This window comes from Fastidiosibacter lacustris (genome assembly GCF_003428155.1).
In the GTDB taxonomy this organism is placed as follows: domain Bacteria; phylum Pseudomonadota; class Gammaproteobacteria; order Francisellales; family Francisellaceae; genus Caedibacter; species Caedibacter lacustris.
In genome coordinates this window covers 95918-116311 of the sequence record NZ_QLIR01000005.1, presented here as the reverse complement: position 1 = coordinate 116311, position 20394 = coordinate 95918, and the positions used below count along the sequence as shown (strand labels likewise).

Annotated in this window: 17 protein-coding genes and 1 pseudogene; 6 read left to right on the top strand and 12 right to left on the bottom strand. The window is 35.9% G+C overall.

Annotated features, from left to right (window positions below):
• The 3 genes from DNJ77_RS04130 to DNJ77_RS04120 all read left to right on the top strand — a co-directional run.
• Window positions 1-340 (top strand): hypothetical protein (locus DNJ77_RS04130; RefSeq protein ID WP_204723359.1); only part of this gene is annotated, 340 nt, incomplete at its 5' end.
• Window positions 341-760: 420 nt separating this feature from the next.
• Window positions 761-2095, top strand: a complete 1335-nt coding sequence (locus DNJ77_RS04125; protein ID WP_116963732.1) for an MFS transporter — start codon at window positions 761-763, stop codon at window positions 2093-2095.
• 149 nt (window positions 2096-2244) lie between these two features.
• On the top strand, window positions 2245-3438 hold the full coding sequence (locus DNJ77_RS04120; protein WP_116963731.1) for an MFS transporter: 1194 nt from the start codon (window positions 2245-2247) through the stop codon (window positions 3436-3438).
• Between the two features lie 50 nt (window positions 3439-3488).
• Here DNJ77_RS04120 and acs read toward each other — a convergent pair whose 3' ends face one another.
• From acs to DNJ77_RS04095, 5 genes and pseudogenes are all read right to left on the bottom strand, one after another.
• On the bottom strand, window positions 3489-5426 hold the full coding sequence (gene acs, locus DNJ77_RS04115) for an acetate--CoA ligase (protein ID WP_116963730.1): 1938 nt from the start codon (window positions 5424-5426) through the stop codon (window positions 3489-3491).
• A gap of 155 nt (window positions 5427-5581) precedes the next feature.
• On the bottom strand, window positions 5582-6979 hold the full coding sequence (locus tag DNJ77_RS04110; protein ID WP_116963729.1) for a COG3014 family protein: 1398 nt from the start codon (window positions 6977-6979) through the stop codon (window positions 5582-5584).
• Window positions 6972-7143 (bottom strand): annotated as a pseudogene (locus DNJ77_RS04105) (IS1 family transposase); the annotation flags it as partial. The gene DNJ77_RS04110 and the pseudogene DNJ77_RS04105, both read right to left, overlap by 8 nt.
• Before the next feature lie 56 nt (window positions 7144-7199).
• Entirely contained in the window at window positions 7200-7799 is a 600-nt protein-coding gene (lpoB, locus tag DNJ77_RS04100; RefSeq protein ID WP_116963739.1) for a penicillin-binding protein activator LpoB, read from the bottom strand.
• 158 nt (window positions 7800-7957) lie between these two features.
• A complete protein-coding gene (locus DNJ77_RS04095; protein WP_116963728.1) occupies window positions 7958-8731 on the bottom strand; it encodes a DUF2147 domain-containing protein in 774 nt (257 codons plus the stop codon).
• A 363-nt stretch (window positions 8732-9094) separates the two neighbouring features.
• On the opposite strand from DNJ77_RS04095, the gene DNJ77_RS04090 reads away from it, so the two are divergent.
• The 3 genes from DNJ77_RS04090 to DNJ77_RS04080 all read left to right on the top strand — a co-directional run bounded on the left by DNJ77_RS04090 (window position 9095) and on the right by DNJ77_RS04080 (window position 12797).
• A complete protein-coding gene (locus tag DNJ77_RS04090; protein WP_157966589.1) occupies window positions 9095-10498 on the top strand; it encodes a glycosyltransferase family 39 protein in 1404 nt (467 codons plus the stop codon).
• 154 nt (window positions 10499-10652) lie between these two features.
• On the top strand, window positions 10653-12044 hold the full coding sequence (cls, locus tag DNJ77_RS04085) for a cardiolipin synthase (protein WP_116963726.1): 1392 nt from the start codon (window positions 10653-10655) through the stop codon (window positions 12042-12044).
• 3 nt (window positions 12045-12047) lie between these two features.
• The gene (locus tag DNJ77_RS04080) at window positions 12048-12797 is read left to right on the top strand and encodes an endonuclease/exonuclease/phosphatase family protein (protein WP_116963725.1); all 750 of its coding nucleotides are present in this window, start codon (window positions 12048-12050) and stop codon (window positions 12795-12797) included.
• A 92-nt stretch (window positions 12798-12889) separates the two neighbouring features.
• On the opposite strand, the gene coaD is transcribed toward DNJ77_RS04080, so the two are convergent.
• The 7 genes from coaD to argB all read right to left on the bottom strand — a co-directional run bounded on the left by coaD (window position 12890) and on the right by argB (window position 20318).
• Window positions 12890-13384 carry a pantetheine-phosphate adenylyltransferase gene (gene coaD, locus DNJ77_RS04075; RefSeq protein WP_116963724.1) on the bottom strand — a complete coding sequence of 165 codons (495 nt, stop codon included), beginning with the start codon at window positions 13382-13384 and terminating at the stop codon, window positions 12890-12892.
• 9 nt (window positions 13385-13393) lie between these two features.
• Window positions 13394-13945: a putative Fe-S cluster assembly protein SufT gene (sufT, locus tag DNJ77_RS04070; RefSeq protein WP_116963723.1), complete on the bottom strand. Its 552-nt coding sequence runs from the start codon at window positions 13943-13945 to the stop codon at window positions 13394-13396.
• Window positions 13945-14319: a HesB/IscA family protein gene (locus tag DNJ77_RS04065; RefSeq protein ID WP_116963722.1), complete on the bottom strand. Its 375-nt coding sequence runs from the start codon at window positions 14317-14319 to the stop codon at window positions 13945-13947. The genes sufT and DNJ77_RS04065 overlap by 1 nt, the downstream gene beginning before the upstream one ends.
• A gap of 142 nt (window positions 14320-14461) precedes the next feature.
• Window positions 14462-16879, bottom strand: a complete 2418-nt coding sequence (gene gyrB, locus DNJ77_RS04060; protein ID WP_116963721.1) for a DNA topoisomerase (ATP-hydrolyzing) subunit B — start codon at window positions 16877-16879, stop codon at window positions 14462-14464.
• 88 nt (window positions 16880-16967) lie between these two features.
• On the bottom strand, window positions 16968-18407 hold the full coding sequence (gene argH, locus DNJ77_RS04055; protein ID WP_116963720.1) for an argininosuccinate lyase: 1440 nt from the start codon (window positions 18405-18407) through the stop codon (window positions 16968-16970).
• Complete coding sequence (locus DNJ77_RS04050; protein WP_239986744.1) at window positions 18401-19498, bottom strand: M20/M25/M40 family metallo-hydrolase; 1098 nt, start codon at window positions 19496-19498, stop codon at window positions 18401-18403. Before DNJ77_RS04050 ends, argH begins: the two co-directional genes overlap by 7 nt.
• Window positions 19491-20318 (bottom strand): acetylglutamate kinase, encoded by an 828-nt coding sequence (argB, locus tag DNJ77_RS04045; RefSeq protein WP_116963719.1) that lies wholly within the window; start codon window positions 20316-20318, stop codon window positions 19491-19493. The genes DNJ77_RS04050 and argB overlap by 8 nt, the downstream gene beginning before the upstream one ends.
• Window positions 20319-20394: the final 76 nt, after the last annotated feature.

The window sequence follows — 20394 nt, the reverse complement described above, 5'->3', positions numbered from 1 at the left end:
ACTAGATCAGTTACAGCAAAAGGTAGAGGAAGTGTTAAAGGCACAAAGTCAAGGTCAATTTAACCAGGAAATCGATAAAGCTTATTCTGACATCAAACCTACCTTAGATAAAATCAAAGTTGAAATGGTAGAGGAACAGAATAGCATACAAACGGAAATAATTGATGAAAAAATGACAACTGAAGCTATACATACAAATAATAACAATCATCATTCTCATCAAACCCCTCAAGTTTCTGATTCCACTGAATTGACTAGCGTTTCTGAATCTTCACGCTCTTTGAAGATAGTTGGGCCTTCAATACATTCTATGCCCTCTAACAGCTCTGACTCTCATTAATCCACACACACTTTGCCTCATCTTGTACTTTTTACGTATTTCCGTTAGCATAACGACACTTAATAAAAAACCTTAACGCTTATGCTAATTAGTTTTTTCATATCACTTATTATTACCATAATTATTACTTGGTTTTATTACTTGGTTTACTGCAAATGTACTATTTAAACGCTATATAAAATGTAATTCTATCTTTAAGTTCAGCAAGAAAAGTGTGTACATCAATGCAACTATTTGTGGTTTTGTATTTTTTTGTGTAAGCACATTTATCTACGTTTTATTGATCAATACTCTTTTTGTGTAACCCTTCTTAAAATTTCAATAAAATGTTACATTATTCTATAGATTTAAAATTGCATTACTTTGAAAACAACTTAAACTAAACTCAACCGTTGTTTTTTTAATAAAAATGATTATTTTATGATTCAACACTTTTTTAAACCCGCTAAAGCGGTCACAATGTTACCAGCTACAACAGTTGCCAAACTCTATCCACATTGGCGATTAAGAATGTTTTTGGTCGCTTATATTGGCTATTTTACCTATTACTTTGGGCGCAGCAGCTTTGATATTTCTAAGCAATATATTACTACTTTAACAACCGATCAACTTGGGTTTATCGGTGCTGCTTTAGGAATCGCTTATGGCTTGAGCAAATTCTTAATGGGGAATGTCTCTGATCGCAGCCATGCTAAAGTCTTCTTAGCAACAGGGCTATTAATTTCTGGTACTTTAAATTTACTTCTACCTTCATTCTTAAATGCTGGTGTTGCAATCATGTTTTTTGTAATGTTTTTAAACGGCTGGGGACAGGGCATGGGGTGGCCTGCATGTGCGCGCATCATTACCCACTGGTTTAGTGATAAAGAGCGTGGTACCAAAATGGGGATATGGAACACCGCACATAACGTTGGAGCAGGCATATTTGCAATCGGCGTAGTGCCATTAGGTATATTTTTATTTAAAGACAATTGGCATGGTCTTTTTTATCTTGCTGGAATTTTATGTATTTCTATTGCCGTGCTTATTCTCATTTTTGGTGCAGATACACCTCAATCTGTCGGCTTACCTCCAATTGAAGATTATAGCCATGACTATCCACCTGTGGCATGTGCTAAAACCAAAGCAGAACGAGAAAAAGAGTTAGGCGCAAAAGCAATATTTTTTCAACATGTGTTAAACAACCCTTGGATTTGGACAATTGCAATTGCTAATGCATTTGTTTATTGTGCACGTTATGGCCTTTTAAGCTGGTCCACCTATTATCTTGTACAAGTGAAACATATGTCTATGACAACAGGTTTGCTTGGCTTTGCTTTATTTGAGTTACCTGCCATCCCTGGAACAATTTTAATTGGTTGGTTAACAGACCGTTTATTTAATGGTCGTCGCGCACCCATGAGCGTTATCTGTATGGTGTTATTTATTGCTGTATTATTTGTTTATTGGCAAAGCAATACACCTTGGATAATGCTACTTTCTCTATCCGCTATGGGAATATTGATTTATGGACCTGTAGCCTTAATTGGTATTTTAGCAATAGATTTAGTACCAAAAAAAGCAGCAGGAACAGCTGCTGGATTTACTGGACTTTTTGGCTACTTTTTAGGAACGGTTGGCGCACAAGCCGTCATTGGCATAATTGCAGCTTATTATGGTTGGAATGAAGTATTTATTTTCTTACTTACAGCAAGCATCATTGCAACTATTTTACTTGCATTGTGCTGGAATCTGCATAATCGTAAAGAAGCATAACTAAATAAATTACTGAGTTTTCTTACTACTAGAAAATAATAAAAGTCTTAACTAAAAGCAATTGCTAACAATACCATGCTATCTCTTTATTTACAAACCCCTTCTGTTATACTGTTTTGACTTAAAGAGCTCATTCATTTCAAAACATCATGAAAGCACAAAATTACGTTTATTTTTTCGCTATTTTTTTAGTTGGTGTATACGTTTGTGCTTATGATATGTACATATCTGCCTTGCCTTTATTGCAGCAAGATTTTGCAGTAAGTGTTAGTCAAAGCCAATTAACGCTTACCTTATTTGTTATAGCAGGAGCAGTTTTTGCAATTCCTGCTGGAGTTATCAGCGATAAATTTGGTCGCAAAGTAGCTCTCATATTATATGCTTGCGTAGTTGCTCTTGGCAGTGTCATTTGTCTTTTAGCAAACAGCATTTACATTTTTTATTTGGGACGCATCTTACAAGGGATTGGTGCATCTGGTTTATACATTATTGCAATTGCCATTCCTAAAGATTTACTGACTGGCAACGAATATGTCAGAGCCTGGCAAAGCTTAACACTTTTATTCTACGTTGCCCCCTCTATCGCCGGCTTTATTGGTGGTTATATTGTTTACTTTGGTGGTTGGCAATCGGTTTTTAATAGCGTTATTCTTATTTCAATTTTAACTTTATTTGTTGTACTTATTTACTTTAAAAATCCGCCTTCTCATGAAAGCGACCAAAAAATTTCCAGTCGCAAAAAAATGGTTAACATCCTTAAAAATATAAAGTTTCTAAGTTATTGTTATATTACTTCTGCTGCTTGGTCAGGGATGTCAATTTTCTATATTTGTACACCTTATATTGTCATCAGTACACTTGGTTATAGCACAATTATTTACGGTTGGTTGTCCTTTTTACTTATCCTCTTTGGTGCCATTGGCCGCTGGATAAATATTCGTTGGCTACATGGAATAATGAGTTATGAGAAAAGCGCTTTATTATTTTCATTTGTAGCAGTTTTTAGCGGTTTGTTATTTATCTTTGCATATTTAGCTCCCGTGAATCTTGCCATCTATATTATAGGTATCAGTGCAATTTTATTTGGTTTCTCATCTGCATTAGTAAGCGTCAATTCATCGACTATTGCTTTCTTGCTCATAGAAAAATCCCATAATGCAGTTGCATCGTCCATTTATGGGCTTAGTCTTGACCTTTTTATTGCTCTTTCATTAATTTTTGCCAATTTAATGTATCCAAATTTGATTTTACTTGGTGGCATGATTACTTGTTTTTATATTTTGGCAATTATTTTGATTTTTAAATTTAAGACACCAAAAAACTACAACAGCTTAGCTATCTGATCATACAGGAAAATAGTAAACGCTAATCAAAATTCAAACTTATACTGAAATTACTGCGACCCTTTCTTAACAATTCGATAATCTGAACGATTAGCAATTAAGTTTTTAACACAATTTGCATCGGCAAGGGTAGAGGTATCGCCGATTTGCTGTTCTTCAAAATGCGCAATTTTACGTAATATGCGACGCATAATTTTACCTGAACGCGTTTTAGGCAGCATTGGCACCCATTGGATTACTTTAATACTGGCAATAGGACCATACGTTTTGCGCACCCATTCCATAATATCTTGTTTAAGCAATTCAGATGGTGTGATACCTTTCTCTAATATTACATATGCATAAATGACTTCACCTTTAATTGCATCTGGAATGCCAACAACAGCTGTTTCTGCAACAGCTTCGTGAGAATCGATAACACTTTCAATTTCAGCTGTACCAATTCTATGCCCTGCAATGCTGATTACATCATCTAACCGACCACTTATCCAATAGTGCCCATCTTTATCACGATATGCACCATCTCCTGGGAAATAATAACCTAGATAAACATTAAAATAACTATCCATATAACGCTTATGATCACCCCAGAGCGTACGCATCATCCCCGGCCACGGACGTTTAATAACAATTGCACCATAATCATGTGCTGTTAACGCACCCTTTAGTTCATTGGCAGTGTTTTTATCCAAAATCGCAGGCTCAATCCCCCAAAAAGGATACATTGCTGAACCTGGTTTCTGATATTGAGTATGATCAGGTGAAATCATAACCCCACCTGTTTCAGTTTGCCACCAAGTATCCACAATTGAACACTTCCCCTTGCCTACTTTATCGTGATACCAATGCCAAGCTTCACGGTTAATTGGTTCACCAACTGTTCCTAAAATACGTAACGAATCTCTTTTTGTATTAGCCAATACGGCATCATCACCTTCTGCTTGTAAAGCTCTTATAGCCGTAGGTGCAGTATAAAAAATATTCACTTTATATTTATCAACCACATCAAAAAAACGTGATTTTTGTGGATAACTTGGGACCCCTTCAAATAGCACGTTTGTTGTGGCATTAGCCAGTGGTCCATAAATAACATATGAATGTCCTGTAATCCAACCGACATCAGCTGTACACCAATAAACATCACCATCTTTCAAATCAAAAATCTGTTTGTGTGTTGTTGCTGCATAAACCAAATAACCTGCTGTAGTATGTACTACACCTTTTGGCTTACCTGTAGAACCTGAAGTATATAAAATAAAAAGTGGATCTTCCGCATTCATGGGTTCAATTGGACAGAACACGTCTACTTGCTGAGCAAGCTTATAATAATGGACATCAATTTTATCATTCCAATTATTTATGTTGTGGGCATGCTCAACCACAAGTACTTTTTCAACTGTTGGGCAGTTTTTGATTGCTTCATCAACATTAGTTTTCAGTGGAATAGATTTTCCACCTCTATAACCGCCATCTGCAGTAATGATAAATGTACACTTTGCATCATTAACACGATCAGCGATTGCAACAGGGGAAAAACCACCAAAAATAACTGAATGTACCGCACCAATACGCGCACAGGCAAGCATAGCAACAGGTGCTTCGACAATCATTGGCAAGTAAATACAAACTACATCACCTTTTTTGACACCAAGGGTTTTAAGAACATTAGCAAAGCGATTAACCCTATCGTAAAGTGCTTGATAACTCAACGCTTGACTATGTTTAGGGTTATCCCCTTCCCAATAAAATGCAATTCTATCTGCATATTTTGACAAATGGCGATCAACACAATTATAAGAAACATTTAAGATACCTTCTTCAAACCATTTTACATTTCCTTCTTGAAAGGATCCACTGGTTACAGTATTCCACGGTTTAATCCAATCAATAATCTCACTCTTTTTTGCCCAAAACGTAGCATTATCATCAATGCTTCGTTGATATTGTGTCAACCAACCTTCTGACATCTGCAATTTCCTTTTTTGCATATTAACTATAACAAAAGGCTAACAAAAAAATCTGCCTATGGCTATATTGTTATACTTACGGTTTTTCAATGCTAACTATTTTATGCTAATTCAATATTGAAAATGAGCAAAATATTACTGAATATATTTTATTTTATCAGTATGATGCTCTTATTTTACAAAATAAAATGATAAACCTTATTAAAGTCATCTATATTAACAAACCAAATCAAGGTTGTCTTATTGGCTTTTATTTCAACGTTCTGCTGCTTTTTACCAAGATCAATTGTATAGTTACCTGCCTTAAATTGATTTTCATAGAGTTGGATATTATTTGGCAACAAAAGCCAACTGCGCTCATCTGCTTGTGCAGTGACAAAACTATAGATTGAGCCAGCTAATAAACCCCAGCCACCAGCCTGGTTAGTTGCCTCATAAGTGGCAAGTGACTTTACTACCAACCGAATCACTTCACGCGTGATAATCACAGGGTACTCCTCTGTCAACGATTTAGTTGCCATTTGAGTTGTATTGACGAGCAACGCTGTCTGAGCACGATCTTGAATCCGATCATTTTGAGCAACATATATGCTTTTTTCTGGTAACAACGTATATTTGGATGGGTAGTAAGCGACCGCTACTTCTTGTAAACCAAGCTTGCCTAAAAATAATGGTAGTTTAATCGCCTCTCTAGGAGTTACAAAACCTTGTTCATAAATTACAACCAAACGCCCTTTGCCATTTTCATAAGCACTTCCTCCATTAAAGCCACGCTCTATTTCTTGATATGTGCGTAGAACGTAAGGATTATCTGGAAGCACTCGTTTAGCATCCTTAATGGATATAAACGCATTATTGTAATTCTCATCAAACGCTTCATACAAGATGCTTGCTAAATAATAACCAAATCCATTTTCATACGCATTGGTAGCATCCTTTACTGAACTAAACATCTCATTAATTTCTTTAGATTTTTTAAGTCCTAAGTTTTCTTCATCAATATCGACCTTAGCAGTATCTTTTTGATATTTACTTTGCATATCCTCCACCATTAATTTTTGTTGATATGTCCAATATTGAGCATTGCTTAACTGACGAATGGCAACTAAAGCGCCACTTAAATCATTTTGTGATAAATAATTTAGCGCTTGATATGGATATAAAAATGTCATCGCATAATCAGGTGTAGAAAAAGGTAATCCTCGATCATTGGTTAATACTGCTCCCATATTTTGTAAAACTTTTGACACCTGGACTTTTGCAGCCATTTTATTGGTCGCTACTGTTTGGATAACGGCTTGATAGCCTTTTTTTGATCGCTCAACGTTATCGTTTAATTGTGCTAAACGTGCCTGCTCCAATAAGTATAGATTATCTTCTGTTGGATTATCTCCAAACTGGTTACTAAAAGATTTCTGTGCTGCTTTAGCATCTCCTTTAGCTAAATCAACTTTAACTTCAGATATTTTTTTAGGATAGGATGCTGAAAAAGTGGCACAACCTGATAACAATAAAAATATAATACCAACAACGCTAAGTATTAAATTTTTGTAGCGTTTTACTTTGTTATTCATATATACCCCGTCCCCATTCAATTTGGTTGATATAAAGACCAATTACAGTGCATGCATCACGCATTAGCTCACTTTTTGAGAAACAGATAGTTTTCCTCACAAGGCGCTTTATCCTCGTTCTAAACGTTTAAAGATTTACGCTCAATCTTCTGCGTGTTGCGTTTCCAACGTTGTGATACTCCTTAAGGAATACATGTGAAGTAAGTGATTTTTGTTTCCTTTACCAACCAAAGGTGCTACGTTTTTGAGTCTTACGAATTTGTTTTTGGTCTTGCCACACGATGATACCAGTTTTCAAGTCAATCATTTTTAGCGTAATCAAGAAGAATAAAGATTGCTGGTTACTATTCATTGATTGCATATCAGCAATGCTACCATAAATCATGTACTGTGCCCCAATTTGTTGCCCCATTTTGATTGCAGTTGCCTGATCAACCATGCCAGAGCCTGCTTGGTAGTCCATTTGTTCTTTCATTTCTTTGACTTGAGACATATCGGTAAATTGAAATTTACCACTATTAATAATCTCAGTGGAAACCGTATTGGCTAACATCCCTGTATTAATATGCTCTGCTGTTTCATTCTTAATGGTGCTAAAGAATACAACAGGCTGTGCACCTGCGGTAATGCGCGCAATTGCAGGCGATGACAACATACCACCAACCATTTTCTGGGTCGTTGTTTGCAGATCAGTTGAATTAAAATTAATTGAAGTAGTGTCAACACCTTGTGGGTCAACATAGCTTACATTGCCTGAGCTTGCACAACCTGCTAGTAAACTTACCGACAATAAAGTAGGTAAAAGGCATATTTTTTTGATCTTGATATTTAATCTCATCTTTACTCCATTATTCCGAAATTTAGTTTGTCAAATTCAGTTTGACGATGATTTTATGTAAAAAATATTATTAGTTCAAAACTTATCTATTGAAATAATAAATAAAAAATCTTTTCTGATGGTTACAACGTTAAAAATGATTAAAATGCACACAAATCACGAGCTTTTAACGTAATATTGGAACACTGTTCCCATAGTTTCTCACTCGCCATTTTGCCATTCTTATCAGTATATGGATAATGACCTTCAGCCGTTAATCCACACGCCTTAGCACATTGTTTAACCTGATTCTCATCAATTCGATACCAATATTGCGTACGCCCAAATAATGAGAAACCAATATAACCTCTTACATAAAGTTTGTTACCATTTTCTTGGACTTGAATTTTACAGCTATAAACTTTGCCATTAGATGGATCTAAAATTGAACCATCATCATATAAAGCACCATCTGAACCCTCTTTTTTCCCACCCTTGATAAAACCCCACATAATTTTAAGATCTTGCACTTGATTGTTGGGATAATTTGAATAATCAAACTGATAACCGTTTTCATTTCCCTTTCCACATTTCTTACATACTACCTCAGGCACTTGCTTTTTCCCATCTACAATATTCACAAATGGCACCACAATCTTGCCTTCCAGTTGACCATTTTTGCCTTTATAAACTTGTAGAATAGACTGGGCTTGCTTTCCGTCATCAGTATACTGTAACCAATAACCCACTGGTGAATATAAGTCTTGCTGCCTATTATGTTCTACAATTGTTTGATCATTAATCATTTTTGGTATTGTATTCTCAATATTTCCTGGTGAGTTTAACTCATCTTGTGCATAAGCAGGAATGCTGATAGCTATCCAACATATTGCTGCTATAGCTAATAATTTTTTTTTCCTCATTTGACTTAACATTTTATCTCCTTATTGATGAATTTAACATTTTGATTCATGTAGGGCAGTCACCAAACTATATCCCTTTGCAATATTGTACGCATTTTTGTTAAAACTGCTAATACATCTTTATTTCTTGTCCACTTCTAAAGTACTCTTTTCTAAATTAGCTGAATTTCAGTGGCTATTGCCCTCGTTTAACGCCAGGAATAGTAGTTGAAAATATATATTTGACTGTTATGATGCTCAAAATAACAATTTTCTATAAACATAAACTCAATCATGCCAAAATTTCTAAAACCAAGTTATCTGTTATGGTCATTTTTTATTATCTATGCGGCGCTTTGGGTCATAACTCCATCCATAGTGAGGTTTGTTACACCAATGGATTCAACAGAAGGAGCTATGTGGGGACAAGTATTGCAATGGGGCTATCCAAGAGATCCGTGGTTTAATGCACTTTTAACAAAAATAGCACTTTGGATGAGTGGTGATCGCGATTGGAGCGTTTATTTACTCTCTCAAATGATGGTACTTTTAGCAGTCTGGTCAGTATGGCGTTTAGGGCGAATGATCCTTAAAAACGATTATTTAGCCTTAATCGCAGTGATTATTTTAGTTGCTATCCAATACTACAATTTAGGGGTGATAGATTTTAACGACAATGCTTGTGAGCTTGGGCTATGGCCACTTATGTTTTTATATTTCTACCGAAGCTTAACAACTAACCGGTTAAAGTACTGGCTTTACTTAGGCATAATAGCTGGTATTGGAATGATGGCAAAATACTATACTGCTGTCCCCTTAGTAGCTATGCTTCTATTTATGCTCTTTGATAAATCAAACCATAGATTTTTTAAAGAGTACAAGATATATCTTTCACTTATTATTGTTTTTGCTATTTCAACACCTCATGCAATTTGGCTACTTAAATATGATTTCGTTCCGATTCAATACTCTTTATCAAAGTTAAATCATTCAGCAGATACAACAAGCTTTTTCACCAAACATTTCGGCTATGGCATTAATTTTTTCTTTGCGCAAATTGGTACCTTTATCGGAGCTGTAGCAGTCTTTTTACTCGCCTATTTTGGAAAAACAACATCACAAACTAAGCTAAATGAAAAACCCTATATTGATCAATATAATCGTCGATTCTTATTCTACGTTGGTATTGCACCATTTTTATTGACAGTGCTTATTTCAATGGTTTCGGGTTGGAAAGTTCATACGATGTGGGGCATTCCTCTTTTAAGCTTATGGGGAGTGATTTTAATTGTATGGACCAAACCAATTTTAACTAAAGCTAAAGTATATAGAGTTATTTTAATAGCCGCCTTAGTGACCATTTTATTAATGATAGGTTATAGCGTTTCAATATCTCGTAGCCAAACTTCCAGCGCAAATTACCCAGCGCGCACTATTGCTAAAATCATGACCGATTCTTGGCATGATCGTTATCATACACCACTTAAGTATGTAGCAGGCTATAATCGTCCAGTTAGCTATATGGCAAGGTATTCTGAAGATCGTCCAGAAGGATTGATTGATTTTAACCCAAAATTAAATCCAGCACTTAATATGAGGGACTTGCAAGAAAAGGGAGCTGTATTTATTTTAATTCCACAAATGGAAGGCCCATCTAGCTTTTCTAAAGAGATTTTAAATGAATATCCAAATTTAGTTATCACGCCATACCAAGAAGTTAAATGGGAAAGGCACAAACCTAAGCAACAACCAATACGTTTTCAAATAGCTTATTTACCCCCAGCAAATGTAAATCGATAAGATATTAGTTATGCAGCTAATCTTTCCAATCATTTTTTTCTCGTTACTCAGTGTATACTCATCAATAAATAAATTCCCCAGAAAAGGTTTTTTGCACTACAATTGGCGTTAAATTAATAGGAAAAAACTAACTACTAGATTCAAAAAGGACGTTATGAACTTTTTTAAATTAATTGAGCTGCATACTTTTTTGCTTATCTGTGAAATTTTAATTTTAATTGTTGTCATTCGCATGGTTGCTGAAAAACAAAAACCAACGAGCATGATGGCATGGCTATTAGCAATTATCCTGATTCCTTATGTAGCGGTCCCTTGCTATTTTATTTTTGGTATTCGCAAACACAGACGCAAACGTCATAAACATGTATTTAATCTACGTAAAATTGATCACGTTGATGCTTCTCATCCTCACACCATTCGTACAATATTAATTAATCAAGACATTCCTGCCCCCACCAGTAATAATCATTTTGAGCTTTATTTAGATGGGATTGATGCCTATGAAGCACTTATTAAACATATACATAAAGCACAACATAGTATTTATATCAGCACATATGTCTTTCAAAATGACCATGTTACCTTAAGACTTCTCGCAGCACTAACCGAAAAAGCTAAACAAGGTGTCACGGTTAAATTGTTGATCGATTCACTTGGTTCTTACCGCGTGTATTTCAATCAACGAACTTTTAGGCACTTACGTAGAGCAGGTGGGAAGGTATGTTTTTTCATGCCTATTATCCAAATGCCATTTCGAAACTATATTAATTTTAGAAATCATCGCAAAATCTACTTGTTTGATAATCACAGTCTTTTAACCGGTGGCATGAATCTAGGAGATGAATACCTAGGACCTACACATTGCAATAAACGTTGGGACGATATTTTGTTTAAAATTGAGGGTCATGCAGTATGCCATTTTCACAATATATTTGCTTCAGACTGGGAATATTCTGCAAAGGAGCATATTCCTAATATGACTGAAGTTTCAATGAAAAAATATTATGGTCAAAACTTATTACAAGTTGCTCCATCAGGTCCTGATATTCCAAATGATGCACTTTATGAATCACTAATTGCGGGCATTTATGCCGCACAAACAAGAATTTGGATTGTCACCCCTTACTTTGTACCATCTGACTCATTACTTGAAGCGTTGCAAATTGCTTATTATCGAGGGCTTGATGTCAAGCTGATCACTCCCAAAGTTTCTAATCATTTGATTGCTGACTTAGCACGTAGCAATTACATGCGGCAACTTGCCAAAACTGGCATCGAAATTGCCTTATTTGACAAAAAAATGATTCATGCCAAAGCTGTACTTTTTGATGACACAGCTGTGATGCTTGGTTCTGTCAACTTAGATAATCGCAGCTTATTTCTTAATTATGAAGTGGTAACTTATGCTTATGAAAAAGCGATTATCATACAAGTGGAAAACTGGATGAGTGAATTTTTAAAAGATGCTGATAAGCAATTACCTTCCCTAAATAGAGCACGTAAATTAGGGGAAAACATGGTTAAACTCCTTGCACCTCTCTTGTAGATTATGTTTAAGCCGACGCAAATTACCCAAAGCTGCAAAACTCAAGTTAAGCTTGAGTTTGTCCCAATACGCTTTAACCTTCTAAGCTGGAATATTTACAAGATAAATCATAAAACACCTTACGCTTTTCAACATTTTATTAGGAGTCTACAACAAGCGTTTGGCATTGGCTTTTATTGCTTGCAAGAAGCTAAACATACTGATAGTAATACCTTTCCCCTGAGCGATTTTTGTTTACATTTTGCTGCAAATTTACAACTTAAGAACCATGCCTATGGCGTGATGACAGCAAGTAACGTTATCAGTCACAAGGCACAACAAATCTTATCCAAGAAGACAGAATTTCTCTTTAAGACACATAAGTCTAGCCTTGTGAATCACTACTTATTTGAAGATCAAACCCCCCTTATTATCATCAACGTCCATGCTATTAATTTTAATAACTCTCGCGTTTACGCCGAAGAGATTGAACAACTTCAAGATTATTTGACTGAGTTTAAAGATACGCCACTTATCATTGCTGGTGACTTTAATAGTTGGAATAAAAAACGTAATTATCTTATTGAACAGTTCTGTATTGCCCTTAATTTAATCCAAGCGCAATTTGAAAACAATAAAAACATCAAACGCTTTGCTAAACACCCATTGGACCTAGTTATGTATCGCAACCTCACCTGTGAATATGCAATCGCAATCGATAGTCAAAAAATTTCGGATCACAATCCTCTTTTATTAAAGTTTATAAAGTATTAATCCAGCCATCACATTTGACTATTGTGGCATTAGGTTATGTAATAAAGAGCATGGCAAAAAATTTTCAATCGATCAAAGGCTATTGAAACGCATTAATCACTTAACCCTACTTGCTGTTTTGTCAACAAAGCCTCGAGCACAACAGAATGCACATAACCAGCAACTCGGTAAGGATCAATTTTGGATACTTGACGAATCATAGTTGAAGATAAACATGTATATTTCTCATCAGGTGTTAAAAAGATCGTCTCAAATTTTGGATTTAAATGACGATTGATATTAGCCATCTGAAACTCATAATCAAAATCAGACACTACACGCAAACCACGAATCACAGCTTTTGCATTAACGTGTTTGACAAAATCAGCAATAAGCCCTTCAAGATAAACAACTTGAACACCTTCCATTTCTGCCAATACTTTACGTGTAATTTCTAAGCGCTCTTCTTTAGAAAATAATGTCTTTTTACCATCACCGGTTGATATTGCTACGATCACTTCACCAAAAAGTGCTTTTGCTCGCTTAATTAAATCGATATGTCCTAAACTAATTGGGTCGAACGTCCCTGGATATACTACTTTTATCACAAGCTTTCCTTAAAATAAGCCAAGTTCCAATTTTGCTTCCTCGGTCATCATCTCTGAATTCCAGGGGGGATCAAACACAAGCACGACATCAGCTTTATCAATATTAGCAAATTGTTTAAGTTTTTCTTCCACATCCTGCACCAATATTGGTCCCATACCGCAACCTGGGGCAGTTAAGGTCATCTGAACCCCAATATGATAGTTACTATTTTCCAATAACGTAGTTGAAATGTCATAAATTAAGCCTAAATCAACAATATTAACTGGAATTTCTGGGTCATAAACTGTGCGCAATTGTGCCCAAATTAAATCCATATTAATTTCATCGCCTGGTTTCACGTCAATTTTATCACTGGGCAACAATATAATTTCTCGATTGATTGCATCAGCATCTTTGCCATCTAAGTAAACTAAGTTACCCATCACATTTAGTGTGAAACTTGCACCCATTGCTTGAGTCACTAAAACTTCTTGTCCTGGCATGAGTGTCATTTTTTCGCCATAAGGCACCGTCGTAACTTCTACCTCACGACGTAAAATTGCAACGTCTGACATCTTCATTAACCTTTCAACCCCTCATCTATAACGGTAAAACTCTCACCACAGCCACAACGTGCTGACTCATTGGGATTCTTATAAACAAGTTGTGACAAACCAAGTTCTCTTTTAATGTGATCAATTTCAAGACCATTAACATATTGCAAGGCTTTAGGATCAACAAAGAACAAAACGCCTTGTTCTTCTAGTCTAATAAACCCTTGCGGTAATTCATGAATAGGCTCAACAACATAAGCTAAACCTGAACAACCTGTGGTCTTGATACCGATTTTAATCCCAAGTCCACCTATTTTTTCCAAATGTTTTTTAAAGTGCTTTAATGCCGCTTGAGTAAAAGTTACTGGTCGCTCAATATTTGGATCAAACTTTTCTATCATAGTTTTTCTCATCAGGTTTATTCAATAAAATAGTACTGATATGGTATCATTTTATCTTAGATAACGCCAATAATTGCAAACCTTTCAAATATATTAATAGCATGATAAATTAAAGTGTATATAGCACCCCATCGTCACAAAATTAAACGTCAATATTGACAACATTTAGCGCATTGCTTTCAATAAAATCTCGCCTTGGCTCAACGTGATCTCCCATTAATGTTGAAAATAACTCATCTGTGGCTACTGCATCAGCAACGGTAACTTGCAACATTCTGCGCTCAGAAGGATCCATAGTTGTTTCCCACAATTGACCGGGATTCATCTCACCTAGTCCTTTATAACGCTGGATATTTTGACCACGCTTAGCCTCAGTAATTAGCCAATCTACTGCTTGATCAAATGTATCAACATATTCTTTCTTATTACCGCGTTCAACATAAGCACCAGGAGCTAACAAACCATTTAAAGTCTGACCAAGCTCAACAATGCTTTGGTAGTCTTTACTCTCAAAAAAACTTAGGTTGAAAAGATAGTCCGTTTGCACGCCATGTAATAATCTAGTGATATGTAATTTTATTAATTTTTCATCTTCATGAGTTTCGACCTTGATATCTGAACTATAAAATTCATAACCTGCAGTCATTGTATTAATATGTTCAGCAAAGCTTTTCCACCAGTAAGTAATATCTTCTTCACTCATATTAGCCGTAAAAGGTGCATAACTTATTAATGCTTTTAAAACTCGTTCAGGATAGCGTCGCGCTAAGTTTAAAATTTTCACTTGTGTTTTTTGATGTTGGTGATATAAAGCCTCTAAACCTACGCCTGCAATTGGTGGAATATTCTCACCTGGATAAATACTTGCCCCTTCAATCCCAATATTACCAAGGTATTCAGATAAAGCTGTGTCATCTTTAAGGTAAGTTTCTTGCTTGCCTCGCTTTACTTTATATAAAGGTGGTTGTGCAATATAAATATAGCCACGCTCTACTAACTCAGGCATCTGACGATAGAAAAATGTTAACAATAGTGTGCGAATATGGGAACCATCAACATCTGCATCGGTCATAATTACAATTCGATGATAACGTACTTTCTCTGGATCATATTCATCACGTCCAATACCACAACCTAAAGCTTTAATCAAAGTACCCACTTCTTGTGAAGCAAGCATCTTGTCAAAGCGCGCTTTTTCAACGTTCAGTATCTTACCCTTTAATGGTAAAATAGCCTGGGTTCTTCTATCACGTGCTTGTTTAGCAGAACCACCTGCTGAATCCCCCTCTACAATATAAAGCTCAGACAATGCAGGATCTTTTTCTTGGCAATCTGCAAGTTTACCCGGGAGTCCTGCAATATCAAGTGCACCTTTTCTTCTAGTCATTTCACGCGCTTTTCTTGCCGCCTCTCTGGCACGTGCTGAATCAATAATTTTACTGGCAATCAGTTTAGCTTCCGTTGGGTTTTCAAGCAGAAATTCTTGTAATTTTTCATTAACTAGCGCCTCCACCGCAGACTTTACCTCTGAGGAAACCAATTTATCTTTTGTTTGTGAGGAAAATTTTGGATCAGGGACTTTAACGGATAGGACTGCTGTTAATCCTTCTCGCGCATCGTCACCTGATGTGCTAATTTTCAATTTTTTATTCAAGCCTTCTGATTCAATATAACCATTTATCGTACGTGTTAATGCTGCTCTAAAGCCTGATAAATGTGTTCCCCCATCACGCTGCGGGATATTGTTCGTAAAGCAGTAAATGCTTTCTTGATAAGATTCATTCCACTGCATCGCAAGCTCAATCATCACACCATTTTTCTCACCTTGAATATTGATGATATTAGGGTTAAGTGGAGTTTTACTGCGATTTAAATGCTCTACAAACGCACTGATCCCACCTTCATACTGAAAAATTGCTTGCTGATCGTTGATCTTATCAATCAGTTGAATCTTGACACCTGAGTTTAAAAACGAAAGTTCACGAATACGTTTAGCTAAAATATCATAGCTAAATTCAACTATTGAAAAGGTTTGAGCTGAAGGTTTAAAACGAATCATCGTCCCTCTTTTTGTTGTATCACCTACCTCTCTTAATGGTGCTAATGGTTCACCATGTACATAAAACTGCTCATACTCTTTACCGTTTTTCCAAACACGCAACTCTAAGCTCTCTGATAAGGCATTCACTACAGAAACACCCACACCATGAAGCCCCCCAGATACTTTATAGGAATTGTCATCAAACTTACCACCTGCATGCAGTACGGTCATGATCACTTCAGCAGCAGATCGACCTTCTTCTAAATGGATATCAACCGGAATCCCACGACCATTATCACTCACTGAAACAGAACCATCGGTATGGATTGTCACGATAATATCATCACAATATCCAGCAAGTGCTTCGTCAATTGAGTTATCAACAACTTCAAATACCATGTGATGTAATCCTGATCCATCATCGGTATCTCCAATATACATTCCAGGACGCTTACGAACAGCTTCAAGACCTTTTAAAACTTTAATATTTGACGAATCGTAGTTTGTAACATCGGACATTCAGTCGCTCCATTTTTACTTAAAAACAAATCACGCGGAATTATATCAAACATTGCAACTAAACACCTTAAATTATTGATATTTGGAATTAGAAAGTGTATTGAATACCGACCTTTGCTGAATCAACGCTCATACTTGAGTTTATAACATCTAGCTGTTTCTTAACTTCCTCAACTGCTGTCCCACCGATTACCTTTTTACTATTGATTGCAAAATCAATCGTTATCACTTGAAAAATATCTTGTTCAACGTTTGGAAAAAACCGCTGATATTCGGTTAATGTTAGCTCTTTAAGTGGACGACCTTCATTCAATGCAAAGCGTGTAATTTTACCTACTATATGATGAGCTTTTCTAAATGGTACACCTTTTTTAGCAAGGTAATCTGCAAGTTCGGTGGCAACACAAAAGCTATGCTTATAATCCTTATTTTTTTTAATCTTTAAACTCGCAATAGTAATCTTGGTAATCCGTAATATATCAATTATTGTATCTACAGCACCAAACAATGCTTCTTTGTCTTCTTGTAGATCTTTGTTATAACCTGAAGGTAACGCTTTTATCGTCGTTAATAATGCAATTAAATGACCATAGATACGTCCTGTTTTACCACGTACAAGTTCCATTGCATCTGGATTTTTCTTTTGCGGCATAAGTGAGGAACCCGTTGTTACTTCATCGCTCATCTCAAGTAAATCAAATTCAGTTGTTGAATAGATAATCATATCTTCAGCAAGGCGGCTTAAATGTACACTAACAAGACTCAATGCCGCCATAAATTCGATGATATAATCACGATCACTCACAGCATCTAAGCTATTTTTTGAAACTTCACTAAACCCTAATTGTTTTGCTATTTTATAACGATCTAATTGCCACGAATTACCTGCAATTGCACCTAATCCTAAAGGTGAAATGTCCACACGTTTTTTGACATCTGATAGTCTTTCAATATCACGCTTGAGCATTTCATAAAAAGACAAGAAATAATGACCCCATGTAATAGGTTGTGCCTGCTGTAAATGGGTATACCCCATGAGTGGAACATCAATGTTGGTCTGTGCTTGTTGACACAAATCGTGTTGCAAATTTTGAATAAGATCAACAACTTGATCAATGTGATCCAACGCCCATAATCTTGTCGCACATGAAACTTGTTCATTACGCGATCTACTCGTATTGGCTTTATACGCTAAATCACCTAACTTCTCCACTAAACTTTGCTCAACAAAAGTATGTACGTCTTCTACCCCTTCCCAAATTGCTTCTTGAATCAACTTGGGGTTTTGCTGGTTATCTTTTGCAATTTCATCTAGCGCTTGATGGAGTGCACTTAGCTCAACTTGTGTTAATACACTAATATCATAAAGTCCATGTGTAAAAACTTTACTCGCTTTAATATCATAAGCTAGCAAACGGTAGTCAAAACGAAGCGATGCATTAAATTGTACAAATAACGGATTGTTATCTTCACTAAAACGCCCACCCCATAGTTTTTGCTTTTGGTTATCTACTATTTTTTCTACCATTTCATATTCCTCATTGTACTAAAAAAATCTATGAAAAAAGCAATTCCTTCATTAATTTGTTGAATATAAATAAATTCATTCGCCGTATGCGAGCGTGCTGAATCTCCTGGTGAAAATTTAACACTAGGACAACTCAAAATTGCTTGATCTGAAGTCGTGGGAGAACCATACGTTGTGACACCTTGTGCTAGCAATGCTTTTACTACAGGATGATTCAGTGGTGTTGCACTTGGTTTTATTCGAGTTGAACGCGCCTGTACTTCTGATTGCATATTTTGCTGCATAATTTTTAGCACTTCCTCATTACTATAAGCATCTGTTGTACGTACATCGACAACAAAATGACATTTATTAGGCACAATGTTATGCTTAATACCAGCTTCAATCATGGTAGCACTCATTTTAATCTCCCCTAAACTGGGAGATACTTTGTCAAATTTATAGTTTGTCAACCATTGTATATCTTTAATTGCTTTTAAAATCGCGTTTTCACCTTCGTCTCTTGCCGTATGTCCTGATTTACCATACGCTATACAATCACAAACCATTAATCCTTTTTCACTAATCGCTAAAGCCATACTTGTGGGCTCGCCGACAATTGCAAAATTGATTTCACCAAAAAATGGTAACGCCAACTCCAACCCATTTCTACCTGAAATCTCCTCCTCTGCTGCTGCACAAAACATTAAATTAAATGGCAAATGCTCCTCATCATAAAAATAAACAAAAGCACTTAACAGACTCACCAGTGGTCCACCTGCATCATTTGAGCCTAACCCATAAAGCTTCCCTTCTTTTATGAAAGGAGTGTAAGGATCAATTGTATAATCTTTCGAGGGGGGCACCGTATCATGATGCGAAACAAGCAAAATCGATGGTTTATACGTATCAAAAAATTTATTTTTGGCACAAACATTATTGCCAATTAAAGTGGCATCAACACCTTTGTCATTTAACCATGATTGCAATAAGCATGCTGTTTTATTCTCTTGTTTCGAAGGCGACGGAGTAGCAATAAGTGCTTTAAGTAGGGCTAAAGCATCACATTTCACCTTAAGCATTTCTTTATTTTCTAACACCATCTTAGACATGTATAGACTTCTCTTTTTTAACGATTGCTGTACCTTTAAACTTCAAGCCTATCAACAGTTGAATTATTTGCGTAGCATTACTCACATAGATTTTACTAACCCCCCGCTCTAAAGCACTAAAGCAATTTTGAAGCTTAGGAATCATACCTTCTTTAATCATGCCTTGAGCATGGCAGTCTTTAAACTTATCTTCATCCAATACTGCAATCAACGAATCAGGCTGATCAAGGTTTTCATACACACCTTGTAAATCTAAACAATAATAAAGCTCAATCTCAATACCTTGAATGATGGCCAAGTTTATTGCAATGCTTGCGGCAAAGGTATCGGCATTAGTGTTTAATAACTGCCCTTTACCATCGTGGGTAATGGGGGATAAAACTGGCGTTATACCGTGTTCTAATAGCATTAACAAAGGTGATACGTTAACCGACTTTACATCACCAACAAAACCAAAATCATACTTTTGCATGCAACGTTTATCACACATGACTAAATTTGCATCCACTCCCGTTAAACCCCATGCATTGAGACCCTTTGCTTGTAAACTTGCCACGATGTCTTTATTTATCCATCCAGCAAGCATCATCACAACAGCTTCCAAGCTTTTATTGTCGGTTATACGTCGACCATCAACAAACTGTGGTGTAATGTGAAATTTTTCAACTAGTTTATTGACCTTATCACCCCCACCATGCACCAAAATAAAAGGTACGTTTTGCTTAGATAATGCACCAAAGAACTGTTCTAATTGCTGTGTGTCATCCATAACACGACCACCAATTTTAATGATTTTTATTTTATTGATTTGATTTTTCATCTTCCAAAATTTTCCAGGTTTTACATGATATCTCTATAAATCTGTCATATATGATAAGTAAAGTGGAATTACATTA